The sequence below is a fragment of the Levilactobacillus senmaizukei DSM 21775 = NBRC 103853 genome, from assembly GCF_001592085.1.
In the GTDB taxonomy this organism is placed as follows: domain Bacteria; phylum Bacillota; class Bacilli; order Lactobacillales; family Lactobacillaceae; genus Levilactobacillus; species Levilactobacillus senmaizukei.
In genome coordinates this window covers 21,513-43,640 of sequence record NZ_BCWD01000013.1, presented here as the reverse complement: position 1 = coordinate 43,640, position 22,128 = coordinate 21,513, and the positions used below count along the sequence as shown (strand labels likewise).

18 protein-coding genes are annotated in these 22,128 nt (G+C 49.0%); 11 read left to right on the top strand and 7 right to left on the bottom strand.

What is annotated here, in order from left to right; all coding sequences use genetic code 11:
• Positions 1-66: 66 nt before the first annotated feature.
• On the bottom strand, positions 67-816 hold the full coding sequence (locus tag LSE01S_RS06310; RefSeq protein ID WP_061776786.1) for a nitroreductase family protein: 750 nt from the start codon (positions 814-816) through the stop codon (positions 67-69).
• Positions 809-1,282, bottom strand: coding sequence for a class Ib ribonucleoside-diphosphate reductase assembly flavoprotein NrdI (nrdI, locus tag LSE01S_RS06305; RefSeq protein WP_061776785.1), 474 nt, complete (start codon positions 1,280-1,282; stop codon positions 809-811). The genes LSE01S_RS06310 and nrdI overlap by 8 nt, the downstream gene beginning before the upstream one ends.
• A gap of 384 nt (positions 1,283-1,666) precedes the next feature.
• Between nrdI and LSE01S_RS06300 the strand changes: the two genes are divergently transcribed.
• Both LSE01S_RS06300 and LSE01S_RS06295 read left to right on the top strand, forming a co-directional pair.
• The gene (locus LSE01S_RS06300) at positions 1,667-3,181 is read left to right on the top strand and encodes an ABC-F family ATP-binding cassette domain-containing protein (RefSeq protein WP_061776784.1); all 1,515 of its coding nucleotides are present in this window, start codon (positions 1,667-1,669) and stop codon (positions 3,179-3,181) included.
• Between the two features lie 107 nt (positions 3,182-3,288).
• On the top strand, positions 3,289-4,722 hold the full coding sequence (locus tag LSE01S_RS06295) for a DHA2 family efflux MFS transporter permease subunit (protein WP_061776783.1): 1,434 nt from the start codon (positions 3,289-3,291) through the stop codon (positions 4,720-4,722).
• A gap of 488 nt (positions 4,723-5,210) precedes the next feature.
• On the opposite strand, the gene LSE01S_RS06290 is transcribed toward LSE01S_RS06295, so the two are convergent.
• Complete coding sequence (locus LSE01S_RS06290; RefSeq protein ID WP_061776782.1) at positions 5,211-6,572, bottom strand: hemolysin family protein; 1,362 nt, start codon at positions 6,570-6,572, stop codon at positions 5,211-5,213.
• 210 nt (positions 6,573-6,782) lie between these two features.
• Between LSE01S_RS06290 and LSE01S_RS06285 the strand changes: the two genes are divergently transcribed.
• Positions 6,783-7,145: a hypothetical protein gene (locus LSE01S_RS06285; protein ID WP_061776781.1), complete on the top strand. Its 363-nt coding sequence runs from the start codon at positions 6,783-6,785 to the stop codon at positions 7,143-7,145.
• 265 nt (positions 7,146-7,410) lie between these two features.
• Positions 7,411-7,836 carry an Hsp20/alpha crystallin family protein gene (locus tag LSE01S_RS06280; protein ID WP_061776780.1) on the top strand — a complete coding sequence of 142 codons (426 nt, stop codon included), beginning with the start codon at positions 7,411-7,413 and terminating at the stop codon, positions 7,834-7,836.
• 76 nt (positions 7,837-7,912) lie between these two features.
• Here the strand turns inward: LSE01S_RS06280 and LSE01S_RS06275 are convergent, their stop codons facing one another.
• On the bottom strand, positions 7,913-8,761 hold the full coding sequence (locus tag LSE01S_RS06275) for an aldo/keto reductase (RefSeq protein ID WP_061776779.1): 849 nt from the start codon (positions 8,759-8,761) through the stop codon (positions 7,913-7,915).
• 73 nt (positions 8,762-8,834) lie between these two features.
• Entirely contained in the window at positions 8,835-8,996 is a 162-nt protein-coding gene (locus LSE01S_RS11055; RefSeq protein ID WP_169790366.1) for a hypothetical protein, read from the bottom strand.
• Positions 8,997-9,167: 171 nt separating this feature from the next.
• Here LSE01S_RS11055 and LSE01S_RS06270 point away from each other — a divergent pair, with 171 nt between their 5' ends.
• Both LSE01S_RS06270 and LSE01S_RS06265 read left to right on the top strand, forming a co-directional pair.
• Positions 9,168-11,513: a cation-translocating P-type ATPase gene (locus tag LSE01S_RS06270; protein ID WP_061776778.1), complete on the top strand. Its 2,346-nt coding sequence runs from the start codon at positions 9,168-9,170 to the stop codon at positions 11,511-11,513.
• An 87-nt stretch (positions 11,514-11,600) separates the two neighbouring features.
• Positions 11,601-12,125 (top strand): DUF1836 domain-containing protein, encoded by a 525-nt coding sequence (locus tag LSE01S_RS06265; protein WP_061776777.1) that lies wholly within the window; start codon positions 11,601-11,603, stop codon positions 12,123-12,125.
• Positions 12,126-12,245: 120 nt separating this feature from the next.
• Here LSE01S_RS06265 and LSE01S_RS06260 read toward each other — a convergent pair whose 3' ends face one another.
• Positions 12,246-14,039, bottom strand: coding sequence for a glycerophosphoryl diester phosphodiesterase membrane domain-containing protein (locus tag LSE01S_RS06260; RefSeq protein ID WP_061776776.1), 1,794 nt, complete (start codon positions 14,037-14,039; stop codon positions 12,246-12,248).
• A gap of 362 nt (positions 14,040-14,401) precedes the next feature.
• On the opposite strand from LSE01S_RS06260, the gene adhE reads away from it, so the two are divergent.
• The 5 genes from adhE to LSE01S_RS06235 all read left to right on the top strand — a co-directional run bounded on the left by adhE (position 14,402) and on the right by LSE01S_RS06235 (position 20,563).
• Complete coding sequence (gene adhE, locus LSE01S_RS06255) at positions 14,402-17,020, top strand: bifunctional acetaldehyde-CoA/alcohol dehydrogenase (RefSeq protein ID WP_061776775.1); 2,619 nt, start codon at positions 14,402-14,404, stop codon at positions 17,018-17,020.
• A gap of 226 nt (positions 17,021-17,246) precedes the next feature.
• Positions 17,247-17,477, top strand: coding sequence for a hypothetical protein (locus LSE01S_RS06250; RefSeq protein ID WP_061776774.1), 231 nt, complete (start codon positions 17,247-17,249; stop codon positions 17,475-17,477).
• Between the two features lie 406 nt (positions 17,478-17,883).
• Positions 17,884-18,456 (top strand): aggregation-promoting factor, encoded by a 573-nt coding sequence (gene apf, locus LSE01S_RS06245; RefSeq protein WP_061776773.1) that lies wholly within the window; start codon positions 17,884-17,886, stop codon positions 18,454-18,456.
• Between the two features lie 911 nt (positions 18,457-19,367).
• Positions 19,368-19,979 (top strand): aggregation-promoting factor, encoded by a 612-nt coding sequence (gene apf, locus LSE01S_RS06240; RefSeq protein WP_061776772.1) that lies wholly within the window; start codon positions 19,368-19,370, stop codon positions 19,977-19,979.
• A gap of 272 nt (positions 19,980-20,251) precedes the next feature.
• Positions 20,252-20,563 carry an aggregation-promoting factor C-terminal-like domain-containing protein gene (locus LSE01S_RS06235; protein ID WP_420843295.1) on the top strand — a complete coding sequence of 104 codons (312 nt, stop codon included), beginning with the start codon at positions 20,252-20,254 and terminating at the stop codon, positions 20,561-20,563.
• Positions 20,564-20,642: 79 nt separating this feature from the next.
• Here LSE01S_RS06235 and LSE01S_RS06230 read toward each other — a convergent pair whose 3' ends face one another.
• Complete coding sequence (locus LSE01S_RS06230; RefSeq protein WP_061776770.1) at positions 20,643-22,046, bottom strand: YhgE/Pip family protein; 1,404 nt, start codon at positions 22,044-22,046, stop codon at positions 20,643-20,645.
• Positions 22,047-22,128: the final 82 nt, after the last annotated feature.

Genomic DNA, 22,128 nt, shown 5'->3' with positions numbered 1-22,128 from the left:
TGACGTCACCATATAAGCGGTTAAAAAGCAGGCGTAACGACATCTGTCGTTACGCCTGCTTTAGGTTTAATTGGTTGAAAAACCTTGTTGATGTAGGGCAGTGAGGATGCCGGCTCGTTGCTGGGGATCACGACTCATCTCCGTCATAATGTGATGAGAGAAGGTTTCGTCTCGTTGATGCGAGTCGCGTTTATGGTAGTAGTCCGTGATGAGTTGGTCGTAAGCCGTGAGATGGTCATCGACCGGATTGAGCCGTTGATAGGTATTTTCGAAATGCATCAGGCCTTGTGGCAACCGTGGTTTCTGGTCGGGTTGATTAGCCGGATGACCAATGGCTAAGCCCAGCAATGGGAAGGTTAGCTGGGGTAGGTCGAACAGGTCAATCAGCCGGGGAACATCATTTAAAATACTACCCATGATGGTACTCCCTAAGCCCAAGCTCTCGCCAGCGGTGACCATGGCCTCCGTCATGATGGTCGCATCAAAGATACTTGCCAAAAGTTTGTCGGTACTGTGGAGGTTAGTCGTTGTGGTGGGATCGTTTGGCGTCAACTGTTCGTTCCGGAATTGGTCGGCGACCATCATGAAGTAGTGGCCAGCTTGTTGCAACCAGGGATGACCGGTGACCTCGGCGAGAACGGCCAGCTTGGTCGGGTCGGTCACACTAATGATGCTAGCCTGCTGCGAAAAGGTACTGGTAGGGGCATGTTGAGCTGCACTGACCAGGGTGGTGACCTCCGCTTCGGTCAACTTGGTGGTGGTGAAATGACGCACGCTACGGTGGGCCATTAACGTCTCCAAGGTGGGGTTAGTCATGAGACATCACCGCCTTTTGCCGAGCAACCAGGGCATCGTAGACCCGGGATTCATCGCGTGGAACCCCACGGAGTTCGTAGTTGGCAACGAAAGGGGCGTTAAATTTTTTAGCATAACGCTTGGCGGTTAGGCAATATTGTTCGTTAAAGTTCCGGTTCCCGCTACCCACGACACCGATGAGTTGGCTGGCGTTATCACCGTATTCGATATATTCACCCAAGACGTTGGTCATGAGTTCCTTAACGCCGTTGTCGACACCATTGCCCCCGTCGAGGTAGGTGGGTACGAAACAGAAATACGGGGTCGTTTCGGGGTTAAAGTCACTGGCCTCACTAATCTCCGTGGCCACAATCGTTGGTTGGCTGGCATCCGCCGTATGTTGCTTGGCGGCATAGGTCGTGAGATTCTTAACAAAATTGCGGGTGTTACCTTCGATAGAAATAAATAGGATTCGTAAGGGTTGCATAGGGATTCCTCCATTTTCTGTGCCAGTTAATCTCTATTTAGTGTACACGGATTTAGTTAAAATTGCTGGTAAGAAGGTAATCCAAACGATCGAAATTGTCCGGTCGCTTGTCAAGATTTGGCGGATATGCTATCCTGTGGGTACTTTAAGAAAGAACGAGGTATTCAGCCGATGCGTAACTAATCAATCAACCAATGTTAGTCAGCTTCACCCATATGAGGGGTGGAGTGGGCCTGCAAAGGGGATTGATGGGGACGCGCGTCTGAACTGCTAAGGCATTCAGTGGGCGCCATTTCCAGATGGGAAATGTGACCACTTTTTTTGTGTCATCGAAGTGGACAATGATCACCAGCAATCCCGGCTATTAAAGAGGGAGACGATTTTTTGACACAAATAACTTTAACAAATATCACAAAAATAGTGGCTGGTGAACCACTTTTCACGGCCCCCCATTTGACCGCCCAGACAGGGGATCGAATCGGGATTGTCGGCGCCAATGGTGGCGGTAAGACGACGCTGGCCCGACTCATCGCTGGTCAGGGGACCGACTTTACGGGTGAACGACATGTCGATCAGACCGTGACGTTGGTGCCGCAGATCGCGCCAACTGGGGATCGTTCGGGGGGTCAGAGCATGTTGGATCGAATTCGACGGGCACTGGCTCAGCGGCCGGCTGTGCTCATCTTGGATGAACCCTCCGCGAACCTGGATGATGACCACCAAACGTGGTTAGTTCATCAATTGTTGGGGTATCGGGGATTATTGCTGGTTATTTCGCATGACCGGGAATTATTGACCGCCGTTGCAACGGGTATTTGGTCGTTACGTGAAGGTGAGTTTCACCAGTATAACGCGGGCTTTGCGGCCTTCGAACAGCAGCAGACCGAGCACCGGCAGAATCGGTTGCAGGCGTACCAGCACGAACAACGGGAGAAACGGGAGGTCCAACAAGCCATTCAGGCTCGTCATGAGAAGGCCGCTCGGATTCGTAAGGGGAGTCGGCGAATGAGCGCCCAGGAACGGGCCAATTCGAAGTCGTTACGAGAGGATAACGCCGGAAAGATGGAGCGAAGCGCGCGAGCATTAAAAGACCGCGCTAACCGGGAAATGACCACAGAGAAGCCGCATGAGGTGGCTGCACTAAAGTTGTTGGCGACCGACCTGCCAACGGTCGTTGGGAAGCAGTTGGTCACGGTTAGCGATCTACATTTGAAGCGGGATCACCATGACCTGTTACACCACGTTAGCTTTCGGATTAAACCGCAGGAACGGGTAGCCATCAGTGGACCGAATGGGAGTGGAAAATCAACCCTGATTGATCAGATTCTAGCAGGGGTGCCGGGCACTCGTTTGGCTCCTAGCGCACGGGTCGGCTATTTCCATCAAGACATGACCCAGTTGCCATTGGATCGGACGGTTTGGGCGACCATTGCGGCCGCGACCACGTTGGATACCAACCGGACACGACAGATCATGGGGGCCTTCGGCTTGAGTGCCATCTTCTATGATCGACTGGTGGGTGATTTAAGTGGGGGTGAGCAGGTTAAGCTGCAACTCATGACTATTTTAGTTAGTGCCAGCAACCTGCTGATTCTCGATGAACCGACGAATTACCTGGATCTACCAGCGCTGCGGGCCTTAGAAGACTTCTTGATCGGCTATCCGGGCACGGTCCTATTCGTGGCTCACGATCAGACTTTTCGCGACCGAGTAGCCACACGAACGCTGGTCATACAGGATCGCCAATTGATTGATCCCGACCGAACAGCGGTGGGTGAGCCCGCTTCCGACTTACCACGGCTAAAATTCGAGTATGACCAGTTGATGATGGCGCCGAAGCTGGATACGAAGCGGCTTCAGGAACTTCGCGACCAGATCGAACGGCTACAACCGAAGTAACTAAATACCAGCTGTTTTCATGAAAATTTGGGTGAAATCCTTACGAAAAGAAATAATCTCTGCTACAGTAATCTATTGTGATTGCTATGAAAGAGAGTGTGAAAGTCATGGATTCAGTACAAAATAGTCGGCCTGAAGTTGTTAAACGGGCCCGGGTGCCAGTTGCGCATCCGTTACTGGCTATGATGGGGATGCTGATCGGGGGATTCGTCGGAATGTTTTCCGAGACCTCTTTGAATATCGCCCTACCACAACTAATGACGCGATTAAACGTTTCGACCGCGACTATTCAATGGTTGGTCACGGGTTATATGTTAATGGTGGGTGTTGTTCTGCCATTATCCAGTATTATTACCAAGTGGTTCACCACGCGACAAGTGATTCTATTTGCCCTGGTTGATTTTGCCATCGGGGCCGTCATTTCGGCCTCGGCCCCGGGATTTGGTGTTCTCCTTTTGGGGCGGATGATCCAAGGGATTGCCACCGGGCTAATTCTGCCGCTAATGTTTACGGTGGCGATGCAAATCTTCCCGCCGTATAAACTTGGTGCTGCCATGGGGATGGTGGGCCTAGTGATCATGTTTGCTCCAGCCGTCGGGCCAACCTTGGCCGGCCTAGTGTTAGGGATTGCTTCCTGGCGCTGGATCTTCTGGTTATTCGTGCCGTTCTTGGTGATTGCCTTTATTTTTGCCGTGACCTCATTGGCAAACATTGCGCCCGTGACCCGGCCCAAGGTTGATTTTCTGTCCATTATCCTTTCAACCCTAGGGTTCGGAAGCTTGGTCTTAGGTGTCAGCTTAGCCAGTGACCATGGCTGGGGGTCATTGCCCGTGATTGGCAGTTTAATCGTGGGTATCTTGATTCTAGCCTGGTATACGCATCGTCAGTTAACGATGCCGAAGCCTATTTTAAATTTACGGGCCTTCGCTATTCCGGGCTTTCGCATCGGGGCTAGCCTAGTCATGATTAACTTCGGTATTATTCTTTCAGCGATGTATCTACTGCCCATGTATATCCAGCGGGGATTGTTGATTCCGGTCGCCCTGACGGGGATTATCATGTTTCCTGGTGGTGTCATGAACGCGGTGGTATCGGCAATCTCTGGTCGGTTGTATGACCGGGTAGGAGCCCAGGGACCGGCTCGCTTGGGCTTTATTATCTCGATGGTTGGGGCACTGATGCTGGCGTTGACGTCGGCTCACAGTGTCATTGGGTATGTCATTATGGCCCACATCATCTTAATGATTGGGGCGCCACTGGCCATGTCGCCGTCACAGACTCATGGGTTAAATGCCTTAACGGGCCCGATTGCGGCCGATGGCAGTGCCATCATGAATACCTTACAACAGATTGTCGGAGCGATTGCGACGGCAATTGCCACGAGTTTATTGGGCATCGGGCAACTCGCTGCCAATAACTCTGGCTTGCATGGTGCGATGGCCTTTGTTCATGGGACCCATTATGGATTTTACTTCACATTTATTCTGGCACTGGTTGGGTTTTTATTAGCGCTGAGGCTTCCCAAGTCAGAGGCGAAATAAGTCAGAGAGCGGGACCAAAGGTGGATGCATTAAGACTGATAATCGAATGAGTCTGGTTTGAGGCTGGCTTGGTTATCAGTTTCAAACGAAATCTATGGCGTTTGAACGCCGGTTCGACCGGATAAAAAGCCCCCAATCAAAGAGCCTGGGTTGCCAGACACTTTGATTGGGAGCTTCAGTCGTTCATCAACTAATTTTAAGGGACACTTGAGACAACGTCACGGAGAAAACGGTGTCTAGTAGGTATAGTGATGGGGAATGGTTAATCAGTGGTTTTTCTATTTCAAGGATAACTTGTAAGCTAACATAACTAGCTCAGGGTTCATTTGCCTAAATAGTCATTGGACATGGTAGATTAGCGTCAGAGAGCGGACCGACAGCCGCACTCCACAATCCTACTTGATGAGTCAGCGGCTCAATGGTCTTCATTCACTGTTGGGTCTTACAGATACTAATAAAACGGTCTGGCATCTTGCCAGACCGTTTTATTAGTCATCGTTCTTTTCTGGATCGGTCATTTCAATCCGCTTCTGTGGTGGATTAACCGTAACCTCTAACCAATTGATAAAGGAGTTCTCGTAGTCGAGGACCTTTAAGTCAAAGTTTTCCAGGTGAATCACGTCGTTGACCTTGATGTTAGGGTAGTTATCAATGATAAACCCAGCCATCGTCACCGTTTCGGTGGATTCAAACCCCTTGATGTCCGTGTTGAAGTACCGTTCAAAGTCGTAAGTCGTCATCTTACCATTAACTTGGTAAGTGCCGTTAGGCTGTTTGAATATGTACTGATCATTGGCATCGTCGATTTCGTCGCGAACTGTTCCGAACAGCTCTTCGTAGATATCCTTATCCGTAATAATCCCAGAGGTCCCACCATATTCGTCGACAACGACAACGATTGGTGTTCGCTTCTTAATCATTTGTGAAAGGACCTGGGTAATTGGCGTCGTTTCCGGCGTCGTTGAGATATCCCGAATTAACTTGTCGACCCGGATGGAAGAATCCACCTGTTGCTGTCGAATCAAGTCATAGTTGTAGACATATCCGAGAATCTTATCTTTGTCGTTATCGGCAACCACTGGGAGCCGGCTAAAGCGTTCCTGTAAATAAACGTTCAGGGCATCCTTAACGGTGGAGGTAATATCGATAACTTCTAGCTGCGTCCGGTCAATCATGATATCCTTGGCAACCTTGTCATTCAATTCGAAAGCCCGTTGCATGTAAACCAGGTCGTTCTTTTCCAATTCTCCGCCTTCCACGGCACTCCGTGATAGGTTTAGGATTTCAGCTTGAGAGAAAACTTCATCACTTTCGTTTGCAACCTTGAGGCCCATGAGCTTAACGACTCCGGAGGCACTACTGTTGAGTAACCAAACGAACGGATAGAAGAGGACGTGGCAGTAATGCAGAGGCGTCACCACTAGCATTAAGACCTTCATTGGCATATCAATCGAGATGTTCTTAGGAACAATTTCGGTGAAGACCACTTCTAGGTAAGTCAATAAGAGTACCCCGACGATCACACTAATGGTGTGAGCCGTGGCCCCATTGAGGTGGGCAGGGGCTAGTCCGTCTAACAGAATGTCGACGAAGAAAGTTTCCCCGATCCACCCAAGGATGATCCCAGCGAGGGAAACCCCCACTTGAGTCGTTGATAAATATTCGTTTAAATTGGTAACCATTTTCATGGCCCGATTAAGCTTCACTGACGGCTTGTCTAGATCCTCGATTTTTTCTTCTAAGGCACTAGGCCGCGTCTGGACTAAAGCAAACTCGCAGGCAACAAAGAAAGCTGCAAATAAGAAGGTAATTAAAATAATAATTAGATTCACAACTATCTGACCGCTCACACATCATTCCTCATTTCATAAAGTTTCTATCCCTCTATTATAGCGCGTCTCAGCGCCTTTTCACAGGGGGTGAATTGAAGCAAATTTTACCCTTTATACGTTCGCTTAGCAACCGAACACGCGGAAAAAGTTAATTTCGAAATGGGATATTTAACGTTTTGACCAAAAAGGACTAAACTGAAATTAGTAACATCAAAGGAGATTTTGATTATGGCAGATACACCAAAGGAAAAAGTAGATACACCAACTGTTGATATTCCAAAAGAAGACGTGGAAAAGGCAGCGAAGTTGGTTCTGGATCCGGGTTATGTGACGAAGAAGGATTTACCAAAGATGGCAGATTTAGCCTGGGCGACCGCTTTATCTGATGCTGTGACAAAGCATTTCTTAAACAACGATGACGACCATGACCCTTACGTTTACTTCGAACAATTCGACTTCGATGGTGGCGATATTGATTCAATTATCTTCAATATGGATATCATCAAGACCCGTGAAGCAGCCTTGGACGACTTGGCCGATGCACTGGGTGAAAAGATTGTTAACCACGAGGTTGACCAAACGACTTACTAAAGCTGTGGTGATTGGCGAGGCTTCGGCAGGGATGCCGAGGCCTTTTTTATTGGGTAAAAGTTAGCAGAGATATTTGACCTTTTGACCAAATGGATCGTAAAAGTTTAAACTTAGACACTTGATATGCCTTCTTAGCGTTGATATGACGGTGCTTTTTAAATAAAATTAGCACTCACTTATGTCGAGCGCTAATTGCTTGCAATACTGACCAATACTGACTATTATAGATAATGTAAACAAGGAAGACAGAAAGGGGTTATTGATTATGGCTAATGAAATGATGAGCCGCAACTTTGACTTATTCGATCCAATGAACTTCTTTAATGAAGTGGGCAATTTGGGTCATGACATGTTTAATGGTGATAACATGATGAAGACGGATGTCGTCGAGCATGATCAAGACTACGTTGTCACTGCCGAAGTGCCCGGCTTCAAGAAAGACGACCTGCATATTGACTACCGTGATGAGACGTTACGGATCTCTGGTAAGAGTCATGTCAATGAAGAATCAAAGGACCAAGATGGCCGGATCTTACGGCAAGAACGGCGTAGCCAAGATGTTGCCCGTTCGTTCTACCTGCCCGACATTGACGTGAAGCAGGTTCAGGCAAAGTATGCCGACGGTATTTTGACGTTGACGTTGCCTAAGGAAACTAAGACGGATGATCATCACGAAATCAGCATCGACTAAGTCGACCGCGTTCGTGGTTAACCACAACAATGAAAAGGCAATCAATCGTAAATGGATTGATTGCCTTTTATTTTGTTTAGTATTGTTTGCCGGACTCATAAACGATCTCGGGGTCATTACCCGTACGGCGATTCTGATTAAGCAGGTCGATCATGGTCATCTCGTCTTGGTCGAGTTGGAAGTCAAAGATGTTGGCATTAGCCGCGATCCGATCGGGATGGGTCGACTTAGGAATAGGGACCACGCCGTGTTGTAGTTCCCACCGTAAGACAATTTGGGCCACGGACTTGTGATGATGTTTAGCAATTTTGGCTAGCATGGGATTGTCGAGTACCGCCCGGCGTCCCAGGGGACTCCACGCTTCCGTGACAATCTTTTGTGATTGATCGTAGTCTACTAGGCCCTGTTGGTTGAGGTAGGGGTGATATTCCACCTGGTTCACGACGGGCATTTCCTTGGCTTGGGTGGCTAGAAGTTCCAGGTGAGCGACGGAGTAGTTTGAAACGCCAATCGACTTCACCTGACCATTAGCCTTAAGTTGTTCCAAGGCCCGCCAGGTTTCGAAGAAGTGTTCACGGACGGGCCAATGGATTAATAGGAGATCAAGGTAGTCCGTTTGGAGTCGTTTTAGCGACCCCTCGACGGCCTTCATTGTTCGGTCGTACCCTTGAACCACTTCGGCGACCTTGCTGGTTAGGGTGAAGCCCTCGCGGGGAATCCCCAGTTGTTGAAAGGCCGGGCCCAGGATATCTTCGTTGCGGTAAAGCATCGCCGTATCAAAGAGCCGATAACCGGCGTCCCAAGCCGCCTGGATGCTGGTGTTCATGGTCGCTTGATCCTTAATTAGATAAGTGCCGAAACCCATGACCGGGATGGTTTTGCCATCGGCCAAGGAGATGGTGTCGCTTATTTTTGTTAATGCCATACAAGTACGGCCTCCTCACATTACTGTTGCGTCATGAATTCATCTTAAGCTAAAATGAAAGGAATGACAACGCTTACTGTGGCCGGTGAAACTGATCAAAGAGATTGATACTGGCTTCGATCAGCATTCCGCCAGTCATGATCCACATCGCCAACATGCTGTGATTCGTTAGCATGCAGCCCAACAAGATGAGGTAGAGAATAAATAAAATAATTGCGGATGATTTGTGATTCATAATGGTTCCTCCCTTGAACAACTAAGTCGATTATACCCACTGTTTGGTCAAAGTGTTAACTGCTAACGATTCGGTTAAATCCGGGAGAATTCTTACAAATCAACCGGAGGTCCCGGAGTGAAGCGAGTACAATGAAGATAAAGTAAGTGGACGGTAAAGGAGGTTTGCACGGTGAGACAAAGTGAATCCAAGCAGCCAGATTTAACGATTGGGCTCTCGGCGACCGAGGTTGCTGAACGTGAGGCGGCGGGCCAGAAGAACGACCCGTTACCGTCATTAACCCGTAGCGTTAAACAGATCTTCCGGGATAACATCGTGACCTTATTTAACTTGATTAACCTGGTCTTGGCCGGATTGGTCTTCTTCACGGGTAGTTATAAAAACATGTTGTTCCTGGGCGTGGTGGTCATCAATACGGGGATTGGAATCTTTCAAGAGATCCGGTCTAAACGGCAAGTCGATAAGTTAGCCTTGCTCTCGGAGAGTCAGGTTAAGATTTTACGGGCAGGTGCGATCGTTAATCGCCATCAAGACGCGATCGTTCAAGATGATCTCCTGATTCTGGGCCGGGGTGATCAGTTACCAGTTGACGGCCGAATTCGGCAAACCACCGGACTAGAGGTCGACGAGTCCCAGATTACCGGGGAAGCGACTCCCATTGTGAAGAGTATCGGGGATGAATTGGTTTCCGGGAGCGTGATCCTAGGTGGCAAGGCCATTGTGCAGGCCATGACGGTTGGTGACGACAGCTACGTGAAGCAGTTAGCCCATTCCGCGAAGCAGGAACATCGGACGCCGAGTGAACTCCTAACCATTATCAATCGGATTATTAAAGTGTTGACCTTCACCATTGTGCCCCTGGGCGCAGCCCTCTTTATTTCCTCACTCATGCGAGGTCAAGATCAGCGACGAGCCATTCTGGGGACCGTTGCCGCTATGGTGGGAATGATTCCGGAAGGTCTCGTGTTATTGACCTCTGTGGCGCTAGCTGTGGGGGCGTATAACCTGGGTCGGCGTAAGGTGTTGGTTCGAGAGTTGCCGGCGATTGAAGCGCTGGCGCGGGTCGATGTCCTTTGTCTGGATAAAACCGGGACCATTACCAGTGGTCATTTGAAATACGCACGGATCGACCCATTAACGGCGGTACCGGTGACCGAACTTGAAAGCACCCTTGCTCAGTTGGTGGCGGCGACGGGTGATGACAACGAAACGGCAACGGCGGTACGGGTCGCCTTGGGATCACCAGCGGTCACCGCGACCGAGATTCAGCCATTCTCTTCGGATCGTAAGTGGAGTGGGGCGACGATCGATGGCGAGTCGTTCGTCTTAGGTGCGCCCGAATTCATTTATGACCAGGTGCCCGTCGGTGTCCAGCAGCGAATTCAGACCTGGGCCCAGCGCGGTTACCGGGTACTGTTGTTAGCCAAGGTGACCGCCATGCCGGCGCCACACCCAACGGCGCCCGTGGCCTTGGGATTATTATTGATCACGGATGAATTACGACCACGGGCCAAGTCCACGTTTAGTTTCTTTGCGAAACAGGATGTGGCGCTTAAGGTCATCTCCGGCGATAACCCCGTGACAGTGGCCAGCATCGCCGAACGGGCGGAAATTGCCGGCGCCCAACAGCTGGTTGATATGAGCCAGGTGGGGCCTAAACCGGATTATAACCGGTTGGTTCAGGACTACAATGTCTTTGGTCGGGTAACCCCTCAACAAAAGGAAAGTCTCATCAAGGCCTATCAAGCCGCTGGTCACACGGTGGCGATGACGGGGGATGGGGTCAACGATCTGCTGGCGTTACGCCAATCCGATTGTAGCATTGCGATGGCGTCTGGAAGCGAGGCCACTAAGAGTTTGGCCGACTTTGTCCTAATTGAATCAAATTTCGATGCGATGGTCCACGTCTTAAATGAAGGCCGCCGGGTCATCAATAACATTGAACGAGTGGCCTCGCTTTACCTGATCAAGACGATGTACTCGGTTGTCTTAACCCTGATCTTTATCTTCATGAGTCGGAGTTATCCGTTTGAACCGATTCAACTTACCCCAATTTCCTCACTGATGGTGGGAATCCCCACCTTCTTCTTGGCACTACAGCCGAACCACGACCGGATTGCCGGACGCTTCATGCAACAGGTCATGGAGATTGCGGCACCCGCCGCGGTCTGTGTGGTGGGTTACATCCTGGTTATTCTAGGAATTGGGACCCAGTTCCACTTGAGCTTTGCCACGACGTCCACGCTGAGTGTGTTAATGACGGGACTTGTGGGTCTCAATGCCTTGGTTCTAGTGGCGCGGCCAATGAACCGGTTCAAGGTGGCCTTAGTTATCCTAATGGCGATCCTATTCGCCGGGGTCTTCTTGATTGCTGGCCCGATTTTCTCGCTGGTTAGTCTCCTTAACTGGCGGTTAGCCTTACTATACCTGCCGCTCATAGCCAGTATTTTTCCAGTGTTTATGCTGGTTCAGGATGGACTAGGCAAGCGAATTCTCAGCAAAATAAAATGGCGCTAGCTAAAAACAACCTTCGTTATGCTTAGCTAGTCATCAAGACTAGTTAGTATGATATAATAGGGATATTAACGGAAGGTAGGGATAGACATGGCAGACTTTAATCAATACACCCGGTGGGAACACCAGATGCATGGGGTACGGTTACCCCGGTGGGATGATCTTCCTAAGTTCGATTTATACATGGACCAGGTCACGGCACTGATTAACGATATTCTGGGGCCACTAGGGATTGATACCGTGACGCCGGCAATGATTAACAATTACGTGAAGCACAATATTATTATGGCGCCCGTCAAAAAGAAGTATCAGACCATGCAACTCACGGATATCTTGATGATTAGTCTGTTGAAACCCATGTTCCAGACCGATACGGTGCGTTCTGGTATCGACCAGATTACGGCCGGTGACTATCCCAAGCAAGCCTATGATAACTTCATTGGCCAACTGGAGGACCGGTTGCACCACCTCGGCGAGGATCACGTACAACCGGCCGCTCAGAACCTAAATGAGAAGCTGGTACAGGTTGCCATCGATGCCGTCGTCTCCCGGCTCCAATCCGAAAAGCTATTGCGATTGATCAAACGGCCATTGCGGAAGGTTACCAAGAAATAGGCTGCTTGTTGAGTTGGCATCTGACAGGATGGTTAGTCGGACGACAGCTGAAATTTTTAAAAATCTAAATTAGTTAAAGAGCGCTCAACCTAGCAAAAGACTAGGTTAAGCGCTCTTTTTTTATTGGGTCTGAGTTTCTAAGGACAGGTCATTCATGAACGCTAAGAGTAGGTTAGCGTAACTAGGATGATCCGTGTTGTCCTTGATTTCTTGTTGAATGGTGCTGAGATTATTGGTGATGACGCCGTTCACGCCCATAAACATCATCTGATCGAGACTGGTAATGTCGTCGATGTCCCAAGCGTAGACGCGCTTGTGCTCGCGGTTGGCCTGGTCGATGAAGTTATCGTTTAAGGTCGTTGATTCCATGGTGTAGGCGTTGGCCTTCGTTCGGGGGAAGGTCAGATTATACGGCATGATATAACTCACAAACAGTTGAGGATACTTGGTTTTTAAGGTGTTCATGATGCCGTAACTCAGCGTGTGAATCTGTTCGTGATTCGTCAGGATTCGTTGGCCAAATTGTCGGTAGAAGCGCTCGGGTAGGTCTCTCGTATCACGCGAACTTGTCTTGATTTCGATGAGTAGTTTTTGGTGATGACGAATGGCAGCGTTGAGATAGTCGTTAAAGCTAGGGATTTTGGCTTGGTAGCCATTTTCTGTGAGCGTGACCTTGGTGAGTTGTTTCAAGGTCATCTTGGACACCGTGCGATTTAGTCCAGCTAAATTTTTGAGGTTGGCATCGTGCATGACTACAAATTGATGGTCCTTGGTTTCGCGGATATCCATTTCGACGTAGTCGGGTTTTTCTTTACTGGTCTTGACCATTGCTGGAATGGTATTTTGGACGCCATTCCCGTTATCCACGCCGCGGTGAGCAATGGTGAGTGGAGTCGACATGGCGAGGCCGTTTAGATAGACCAGGTTAAAACCAACTAATGAGGCACTGATAGCCACCAGTCCGATGATAATCAGTAATCGGGTCCGTAGCTTGGTTCGAGCGGGTTCGTGGAAATTCAGGAGCATGGTGGGTGTCGGTTGGTTGGCCGAATGACTGCTGAGAATGACCATCATGAACAGAATAGTCGCGTAACAGATGATGAATTCGGTAATGACTTCCATCAAGAAGAGATTGGCCGTTGCTCCGGCTAGCCCAAAGGGGGTCTTATCAAAACCGAGTTGCCCAACGTAAAGGATGGCGTAAATGACGGCGACCCCGATACTGACCATGATGAAGGTGATCACTAACTTAGAAAAGTAGGTCCAGAACCGCCCCCGCGTACGCTGCCAGCTCAAGCGAATGGCGTCGTGACTATGGTAGTGGTCGATAATCATGAGTGGCAGCACCCCAATTAGACGGGTGCCAACATAGGCGGCCACAAGATAGAATAATCCGAGACAGACAGCCCAGACGGGATTGGCCATAAGGTAGCTGGTAATGAAGGCGGGAATCTTCGCCTTATTGAGCAGTGGCGTGGTAAAGAGTTCACTTCCGAAAGGAATAATCACAATAAAGTAACCAATAAAGAAGAAAAACGTGCTGGGGGAGGCGCCAGCAATACTGCGGAAGGTGTCGTACAACACGCTGCGGGTCGTCTGTGGCCGGCCGCGGCGAATGTTGGTTACGCCTAGGAGTAGGTAGGCAAATTGCCAATAGATTAGCGTGATGATGGTTAAGAGAATGAGCAGCAGGCCCAGAATCGCTAAGGGGTGGTGGATGGTCATCGACCATAGATTGGTGTAAGACACATAGGGAATGTCTTGCCAACGCATGAGTTGTGCCACGAGCCAGGTGAAGATGGGTACCGCGATATAGCTAATGAGCAGGTTGGTGAGAAAGACTAGGGTGACGTAGCTGCCCCAGTGCTGGAAGAAGTGTCGGGTGGCATCCTTCCAAAAGGTCCACGCTTGCATACGCCGCAACTCCTTTCGGGATAAATGGTTAACCTAACTTTAGCATAAAATCGGGAAGTTGCTGGGGGGAATCGTTTGGTTACCGCTATTCAATGGAAAAAAGCGGATTGGACCCGATTTGCTGAAAATGTTTTAGTTTGTTAGTGAAACCATTCACACAAAAGCGAATCGATATTTTTGTTAATTCTTATGTATGCGCTTACATTCAAGCTGGCCAAAGAACGCGCTATATAGGCGTTCTTGTAGATGTTGATTATTTGTGATCTTTTTAACATAAAGTGCTTGCACCACGAAAAATCTGTGATATGATAATACTCGTGAATAAGTTAACAAGGATTTTTTAAATAAATGGAGGCATAACCATGTTGAAAAATGTGAAAGAGACCACTCCTACCACAGATAATAATAATGATGAAACCGTTGCGGAAATGATGACCCGCTTAACGAGTAAGGCACACGATGCTCTATGTGCCATGGATGACTTTACCCAAGAACAAGTGGACCACATTGTTCACCAGATGGCCATCGCCGGCTTAGACCACCACATGGAATTAGCCAAGGCGGCCTTTGAAGAAACTGGCCGTGGTGTTATGGAAGATAAGGCTGTCAAGAACATGTTTGCAACCGAAGAAATCTGGCACTCAATCAAGAACAACAAGACCGTTGGGATCATCAAGGATGATCACGAACGGCAATTGATTACCGTCGCCGAACCACTCGGGATCTTGGCGGGGGTTACCCCGGTAACGAACCCGACGTCAACGACACTCTTCAAGTCTCTAATCGCCGTTAAGACGCGGAACCCAATCATCTTTGCCTTTCACCCACAAGCTCAAAAGTCTTCCGTCATGGCCGCTAAGGTTGTTCGGGATGCTGCGATTGCTGCCGGTGCGCCTGAAGGTGTTATCCAGTGGATCGACAAGCCTAGTCTTGAAGCAACGACGGCTTTGATGAACCACCCCATGATTGCCAGTGTCTTGGCAACCGGTGGCCCTGGCATGGTTAAGGCGGCTTACTCCACCGGTAAACCAGCTTTAGGAGTTGGTCCTGGTAACGGCCCAGCTTATATTGAAAAGTCGGCCAACATCAAGCGCGCCGTCTATGACATTGTCTTATCCAAGACGTTTGATAACGGGATGGTCTGTGCTTCCGAAAACAGTGCCGTTATCGATGCCGCCATTTACGATGACGTTAAGCAAGAAATGCAAGACCGTGGCGTCTTCTTCATTAAGAAGAGTGACCACAAGGCTTTGGCCGACGCGATGTTCCGGCCAGCGGGTGGCGTTAAGGGTCCAATCGCTGGGATGGCTGCCACAAAGATTGCTGATTTAGCGGGGATCAAGGTTCCTGCTAACACCAAGGTCTTAGCTGCCGAAATCTCCGGTGTTGGTCCAGATGCACCGCTGTCGCAAGAAAAGTTATCGCCAGTTATCTCCGTTTTCAAGGCGAAGAGTAAGGACGATGCCTTCAAGTTATGTGACGAACTTCTCCACTTCGGTGGGCTGGGGCACACGGCGGACATTCACACCATGAACGATGACTTGGCGACCGAATTTGGGATTAAGATGAAGGCTAGCCGGGTCTTGGTCAACACGCCTTCCGCCATCGGTGGGATTGGGAACCTTTACAACGAAATGGTGCCATCACTGACTTTAGGTACGGGTTCATGGGGTAAGAACTCCGTGTCTCACAACGTTTCTGCCTTTGACCTCTTGAACATCAAAACTATTGCAAAGCGGCGAAATAACATGCAGTGGATTAAACTTCCTCGAGTTTACTTTGAAAAGACGTCCGTGCGTTACCTGAACGATATGCCGGGTGTTAAGCGGGTCTTCTTGGTTACCGACCCCGCCATGGTTGAATTGGGTTACATCGACACGGTCTTGAATGAATTGAAGCGTCAACCAAACGGGATTGAATACTCCCTATTCAGTGACGTTGAACCAGATCCAACCACGGACACCGTTAACCGTGGGGTGACGCAAATGCGGATGTTCAAGCCAGACACCATTGTTGCCTTAGGTGGGGGTTCAGCGATGGATGCCGCTAAGAACATGTGGCTCTTCTACGAAGACCCAGACGCTAGCTTCTTCGGTGCCAAGCAAAAGTTCTTAGACATCCGGAAGCGGACTTACAAGTTTAACAAGCCTCACAAGGCTCAATTCGTGGCTATTCCAACGACTTCCGGGACTGGTTCCGAAGTCACACCGTTTGCCGTGATTACCGACTCCGAGACGCACGTGAAGTACCCCTTGGCCGACTATGCCTTGACACCAGACGTTGCGATTGTGGATTCACAATTCATCGAAACGGTGCCCAAGAAGACGGTTGCTTACTCTGGTCTAGACGTGTTGACCCACGCCATCGAATCCTATGTTTCCAACATGGCCTCCGATTACACGCGGCCATGGTCATTGCAAGCCATCAAGTTGGTTATGGATAACCTGACCGCCTCATACAATGGAGATATCACGGCCCGTGAAGAGATGCATAACGCCTCAACCTTAGCCGGGATGGCCTTTGCCAATGCCTTCTTGGGGGTTGACCACTCGATTGCCCACAAACTGGGTGGTGAGTTCGGCTTGCCTCATGGTTTAGCCATTGCTATCACGTTGCCCCACGTTATTCGTTACAACTTCAAGGAACCAACGAAGTTGTCCATGTGGCCTAAGTACGACTACTTCAGAGCTGACGAAGACTACGCCCAAATCGCCCGCTTCTTAGGCCTTGAAGGTAGCACGAGAGAAGAACTGAAGGAAGCTTTGGTCCACAAGGTGATTGATTTGGCGCATTCCGTTGGCGTCACGTTAAGTCTGAAGGCTAACGGTGTCGACAAGGCTCACTTCGACCGGACGGTTGACCATTTAGCCGAGTTGGCCTTCCAGGACCAATGTACGACTGCCAACCCTAAGGAACCCTTAGTTGCTGAACTAAAGCAAATTATGTTAGATGAATATGACGGCAAAAATGTTGAAAAGTAATATTTAGTTGGAAGAGAACCGGTCCTAGTGGCCGGTTTTTTGTTGGGTTTCTTCTATAATATTAATACAGGGTTTGCTTATCATGGGATGAATGAATGACCGGTCAGTTAAATTTGGGGATAAGTGGCCCGTTTTTCCGTGAGATATGCTAAAATTGGTTTTGTGATGGCCGGTGATGCGGTTACATTGCTGGCTGGTAGTCTTGTGTCGTTAGGGAGGAATTAGCTTGCTGCAATCGGAGATTGAAAAGCTGCATCCGGACTGGCACGTGATCTTCTACGGAGAAAACGTGGACGAAGTTATCAATTGTGCTAGCTGCGGGAAAAAAGTGAAGTATGGAGAAACCTATACCTCACTGGAACAATTCATTGATGACGGTAGTTTTGGATTATCCGTCTGTGCGGATTGCTATGCCAAGGAATACGCGCGGATGAAAGCCAAAGAAGCCAAAGAATAACGTTAAATTTTTTGCGGTAGGAGCCTTTGCTCCCGCCGCTTTTTTTGTGAGATTAGATAATTGGTGCCGAATTTTCCTAAAATAATCCGTAGTTATCCGGGAAAATGCGGGGTGCTTTCACTAATTTTCGTTAATCCTACGATTTATCATCAAATTTTCATCAAAAAGCGGGAATTTTTCATAAAAATCAGTGCAAAAATCACCGGAAATTTCGTTGGATTTTCGCTAAAAAGGCTAAAAATGGGCTAATTAAAGCGTTTTATGTTACAGGGAGGTAACGAATATTACGGATTGTCACATAGTAATATTTTTCTTAACACTGGCGTAACCTTAGCCCAATCTGATTGACATACCCATCGGTTATTCTAATAGCCGTTAAGCAAACAAAGGAGGACATTCATTTCTTATGGATATCAAAAAAGCTTTAGTTACGACTCTTGGGACGGCAGCCGTTGTTGGTGCTGGTCTCTTCGCTACTAACGAAACGGCTAACGCCGACGTTAAGGTTACGGTCAAGCAGGGGGATTCTGTTTGGTCATTGGCTGATAAGTACGATTCATCCGTTAGTGCTATTGAAAAGGCGAACAGCTTAAGCAACAGTAGCTTAATCATGGTTGGTCAGAAGTTAAACGTGCCAAATGACACGAAGACGAAGACCACGACGGCTAGCGTTGCTAGCCACAAGACTTACACTAGCCAAGCAACCACGAAGCCAACGACTAGCAGCAACACGACTGCTTCTACGGGCGTTTCCGGTTCAGAAGCTACTGCCAAGGCTTGGATTGCGGGTAAGGAATCCGGTGGGTCATACACTGCCCGGAACGGCCAATACGTTGGGAAGTACCAATTAAGTTCTTCATACTTAAATGGTGATTACTCAGCTGCGAACCAAGAAAAGGTTGCTAACGCTTATGTTAGTTCCCGTTACGGTTCATGGACGGCCGCACAAGCCTTCTGGCAAGCCAACGGCTGGTACTAAACCAAGTTTAGTAAAGTCAATTCACGTTTAAATCAAGTAGTCCCTCCAGATGCAGGTCTGGAGGGACTTTTTTTAGATCAGATCGAGAGCCGGGCGTTTAGACCCTGAGCCTTAATGTCACTAAGTGCCCAACCGGGGGACCCGGACCGGTGCTTAGCGAGGTTAAGTGGAGGGGACTGCCCCGGCGGCCACAGATACCGGGGATAGAAACTCGGCGCCGGCCTAGATATTAGGCCAAGCAATTATAAGTCATAGGAACTAGAAAAATCAGCACCGCTTAAAATAAACAAGCTAGCCGATCCCAACTCAGATAACCGTTCTAAATCGCTAGGTCAACTGAAATGAACCATCGATCAGCGTGTGGTCGAACGGTTAGGTCTTTTGGAAATACCACCGCCGTTTCAACATAGTCGGCTGTCCCCCAAAATATAATGTCACTATTATAGTAGAAACGACCAATAACGCCTTTCCGAATTCGGCCTATACGCCTGAGCCCAGATTACTCGCTGTCATTTTCATGAAGGATGATCGGTAACAATGAAGGTGATGTCGAGAAAACAACTGGGGAATATCTCCGCTAGACAGGGTAAATTTCTGTAAATCACGGAAAAGCCACCAAATATCTGGCAAAATTCAGAAAAAATCACCGTTTTCTGCCAATAAATTTGGTGGGCTTCTTTAGAAAAACGCTAGTATTCTGCGGTTTTCGTCACACTAGCGCAACGTAAGGCCGAGAAAACCGCTTAATATTGCAAGGTTATTAACCACATTACGCTTTGTCATTTAAGCTGGTTTTTCTTAATGTGGGCGTAACTCCGCAACAATCCCGGTGTAACGTCCACAGGTTATGATAGGTCTCGTTAAGTAATTGATAGACAGATTTACTAATCAAAAGGAGGACATTCATTTTTATGAATATCAAAAAAGTTTTAGTTTCTACATTAGGAACCGCAGCAGTGTTAGGTGCCGGTTTATTCGCAAGCACCACTTCCGCAAACGCCGACGTCCGGGTATCGGTTAAGTCGGGAGACACGGTTGCTAAGATTGCAAACCAATACAACTCCAGCATTTCCGCAATTGAAAGTGCCAACAGCATGAAGAACGTTAACTTAATCTACGTTGGCGAATCCTTGGTCGTTCCTAGCTCAGCTAGCTCGACTGCAAGCACGACTACGACGGCCACGCAATCCACGACGCCTAGTCAATCAACTCAAACGACTTCTAACTACAGCTCAAACAATACGAGCGCTAACTACAATGCCCAATCAACTGGGACGACGTCTTCAGCAGCGACGAGTTCTAACTCATCCTCTGCTAAAGCTTGGATTGCCAACAAGGAATCCGGTGGCTCATACTCTGCCCGTAATGGCCAATATGTTGGGAAGTACCAACTGAGTGCCTCTTACTTGCATGGTGACTACTCAGCTGCTAACCAGGAGAAGGTTGCCAACTCATACGTAAGTTCTCGTTACGGTTCATGGTCGGCTGCCAAGTCTTTCTGGCAAGCCAACGGCTGGTACTAAGCCGAAATAGTTCAGTGAAATAAGTAACTAAAGCGGAAACGACGGTCAAGTCCTGGGGACTTACCGTCGTTTTTTTTAGCTCAAAGGCCTACTTGGCAGGATTTATACCGGGGTTTAGTGACCAGTTGGCCGGAATTGGGGTCGTCTGTTACAATTTTGTAACATTCGGACAACCTGACTGTAACTTCAAAACGTTATGCTGATCCTAACAAATTCGCTAGGAGGGGAAACTTTTGAAGTTTAAGTCATTATGCATGGTGATCGTTACTTTAATGGCGCTTGCCCTACCTAGCATCACGGCGATCGCTGGTCCGGCAACCACGGCCGAAGCCAGCACCACCTACGTCTGTAAGTTATCTAACAAGGAAAAGAAGGCCAAGGCCTGGATTGCTAAACGCGAATCCGGCGGTAACTATCGGGCCCGCAATGGGCGGTACTACGGCAAGTACCAGCTGACCATTTCCATGTTAAAGGGTGACTACAGTAAGGCGAATCAAGAAAAGACGGCTGATCGCTATGCCCATACCCGTTACGGGTCATGGACGAAGGCCAAGGTCCACTGGCGGGGTTACCATTGGTTCTAACTAAAATTTAAATGAACAAGGCGCGTTAGTCGATGAGGACTAACGCGTCTTTTTTGATCAATGAGGAAGGGGGATCGGGCTATAAGGTCTGATCGGTCAGGGGATGACGCTTCAAGACTAGGTGGAATTTGAGAATAATGAGTAGATTAAAACCAATGGTCATGGCAATCGTCATGATCCAAGCACCGGGCAGGTTAAGGTTCGTTGAAATTGCCGACCGTAGGAGTTGGATCAGGTAAGTCATGGGTAACCAGGGATTGAGGAACTTGGCGACGGGACTGATGAGTGGCAGCGGGTAGAGGCCACCAGAGCTGGCGAGTTGAGCAACCAGCACGATGGAGATGAGCCAGGTACCAAAACCGCCAAGCAGGAGGCGAAGGCAGAAGATGAGTGATAGAAATAGCAGCGATCCGATGAGAATGGTGGCAAATAGTCCAAGCCGTGACCGTACGGTAAGGCCATTCATTTGTCGGAGCGTACCGTAGAGTAGAAGGCTTTGAATCACCGCGACACCGCCGATGACGGCCGCCTTACTTCCCCACCAGGTGATGGCCAGCGTGGGTTGGCGATAAGTGCGACGACCATCATACATTGTCCCAAGGGCAATTCCGCCGACGTATAGGCCAATTGCAATGGCAAAGGGCGCCATACCAGTGCCGTTGTTGGGAACGCTGGCGATATCGTGGGTGTCAGCGGTCACCGGCTTTGCAATCGCGGCGGCGTTGGCGGATTGGGTGTGAATGGCTTGAAGTTGGTGGCTTCCTTGGGCAAGGGATCGCTGAGAAGCTTCAGCGCCAATGGTTAAACGGCTCAGACCGGATTGGATCGCCGTGACGCCGGTGGTTAGTGCGGTATTATTGGCTGAAGCTATGGCCTGTTGCAGTTTTGATGTACCGGCCGTCAATGCGGTGCCACCCAGGGCCAATTGTTGACTACCGTCGGCAGCGGTTTGCATGCCACTGGCCGTCTTATGCAGGGTGTTGAGCAGAACCTGGGTATCCGTTTGGGTTACGGCCCGGTTGATCTTGGCGGTAATGGAAGTCGTCATACCCGTAGTGATCTTTGAAACAATAAAGTTAGTGCCGGAGTTCAGGTCGTAGTGTAGTCGCAAAGTTTGTGGCCGTCGAGTTAAGAGTGTGGCGGCGTTCTTAGAGAAGTCTTTCGGAATGGTTAGAACCATGTAGAGTTGACCACGCTTTAGCCGCCGATGAGCCGTGGTTTCGCTAAGTGCTTTGAAATCCAGGCTAGCAGAATGGGTCAGCTGGTGCGTGAGCGTTTGACCTAGGGTGAGTCGACGGCCGTTGGTTGTGACCGGCCGATCGTGATTGACCACCGCAACGGGAATATTGTCGACGTGGCCGTACGTATTCCACATCGAGGAGAGATAGAGATAACAGTAAATTGCCGGGATGATGGCAATCATCAGTAGGACGACAACCATCATTTTGTGTTGGCGGAGGAACCGCCATTCGCTAGCTAGCATGTTTAAAACCACCTTTCGAATGAACAACCTGTTGATTGAACGTCTACAGAATACCGAGTCTTATTGGTTGGGACAATCAACA

Coding starts and splice junctions, on each gene's coding strand:
- LSE01S_RS06310 (WP_061776786.1), bottom strand. CDS start 816: ATGACTAACCCCACCTTGGAGACGTTAATGGCCCACCGTAGCGTGCGT.
- nrdI (WP_061776785.1), bottom strand. CDS start 1,282: ATGCAACCCTTACGAATCCTATTTATTTCTATCGAAGGTAACACCCGC.
- LSE01S_RS06295 (WP_061776783.1), top strand. CDS start 3,289: ATGGATTCAGTACAAAATAGTCGGCCTGAAGTTGTTAAACGGGCCCGG.
- LSE01S_RS06285 (WP_061776781.1), top strand. CDS start 6,783: ATGGCAGATACACCAAAGGAAAAAGTAGATACACCAACTGTTGATATT.
- LSE01S_RS06280 (WP_061776780.1), top strand. CDS start 7,411: ATGGCTAATGAAATGATGAGCCGCAACTTTGACTTATTCGATCCAATG.
- LSE01S_RS06275 (WP_061776779.1), bottom strand. CDS start 8,761: ATGGCATTAACAAAAATAAGCGACACCATCTCCTTGGCCGATGGCAAA.
- LSE01S_RS11055 (WP_169790366.1), bottom strand. CDS start 8,996: ATGAATCACAAATCATCCGCAATTATTTTATTTATTCTCTACCTCATC.
- LSE01S_RS06265 (WP_061776777.1), top strand. CDS start 11,601: ATGGCAGACTTTAATCAATACACCCGGTGGGAACACCAGATGCATGGG.
- LSE01S_RS06260 (WP_061776776.1), bottom strand. CDS start 14,039: ATGCAAGCGTGGACCTTTTGGAAGGATGCCACCCGACACTTCTTCCAG.
- adhE (WP_061776775.1), top strand. CDS start 14,402: ATGTTGAAAAATGTGAAAGAGACCACTCCTACCACAGATAATAATAAT.
- apf (WP_061776773.1), top strand. CDS start 17,884: ATGGATATCAAAAAAGCTTTAGTTACGACTCTTGGGACGGCAGCCGTT.
- apf (WP_061776772.1), top strand. CDS start 19,368: ATGAATATCAAAAAAGTTTTAGTTTCTACATTAGGAACCGCAGCAGTG.
- LSE01S_RS06235 (WP_420843295.1), top strand. CDS start 20,252: ATGGCGCTTGCCCTACCTAGCATCACGGCGATCGCTGGTCCGGCAACC.
- LSE01S_RS06230 (WP_061776770.1), bottom strand. CDS start 22,046: ATGCTAGCTAGCGAATGGCGGTTCCTCCGCCAACACAAAATGATGGTT.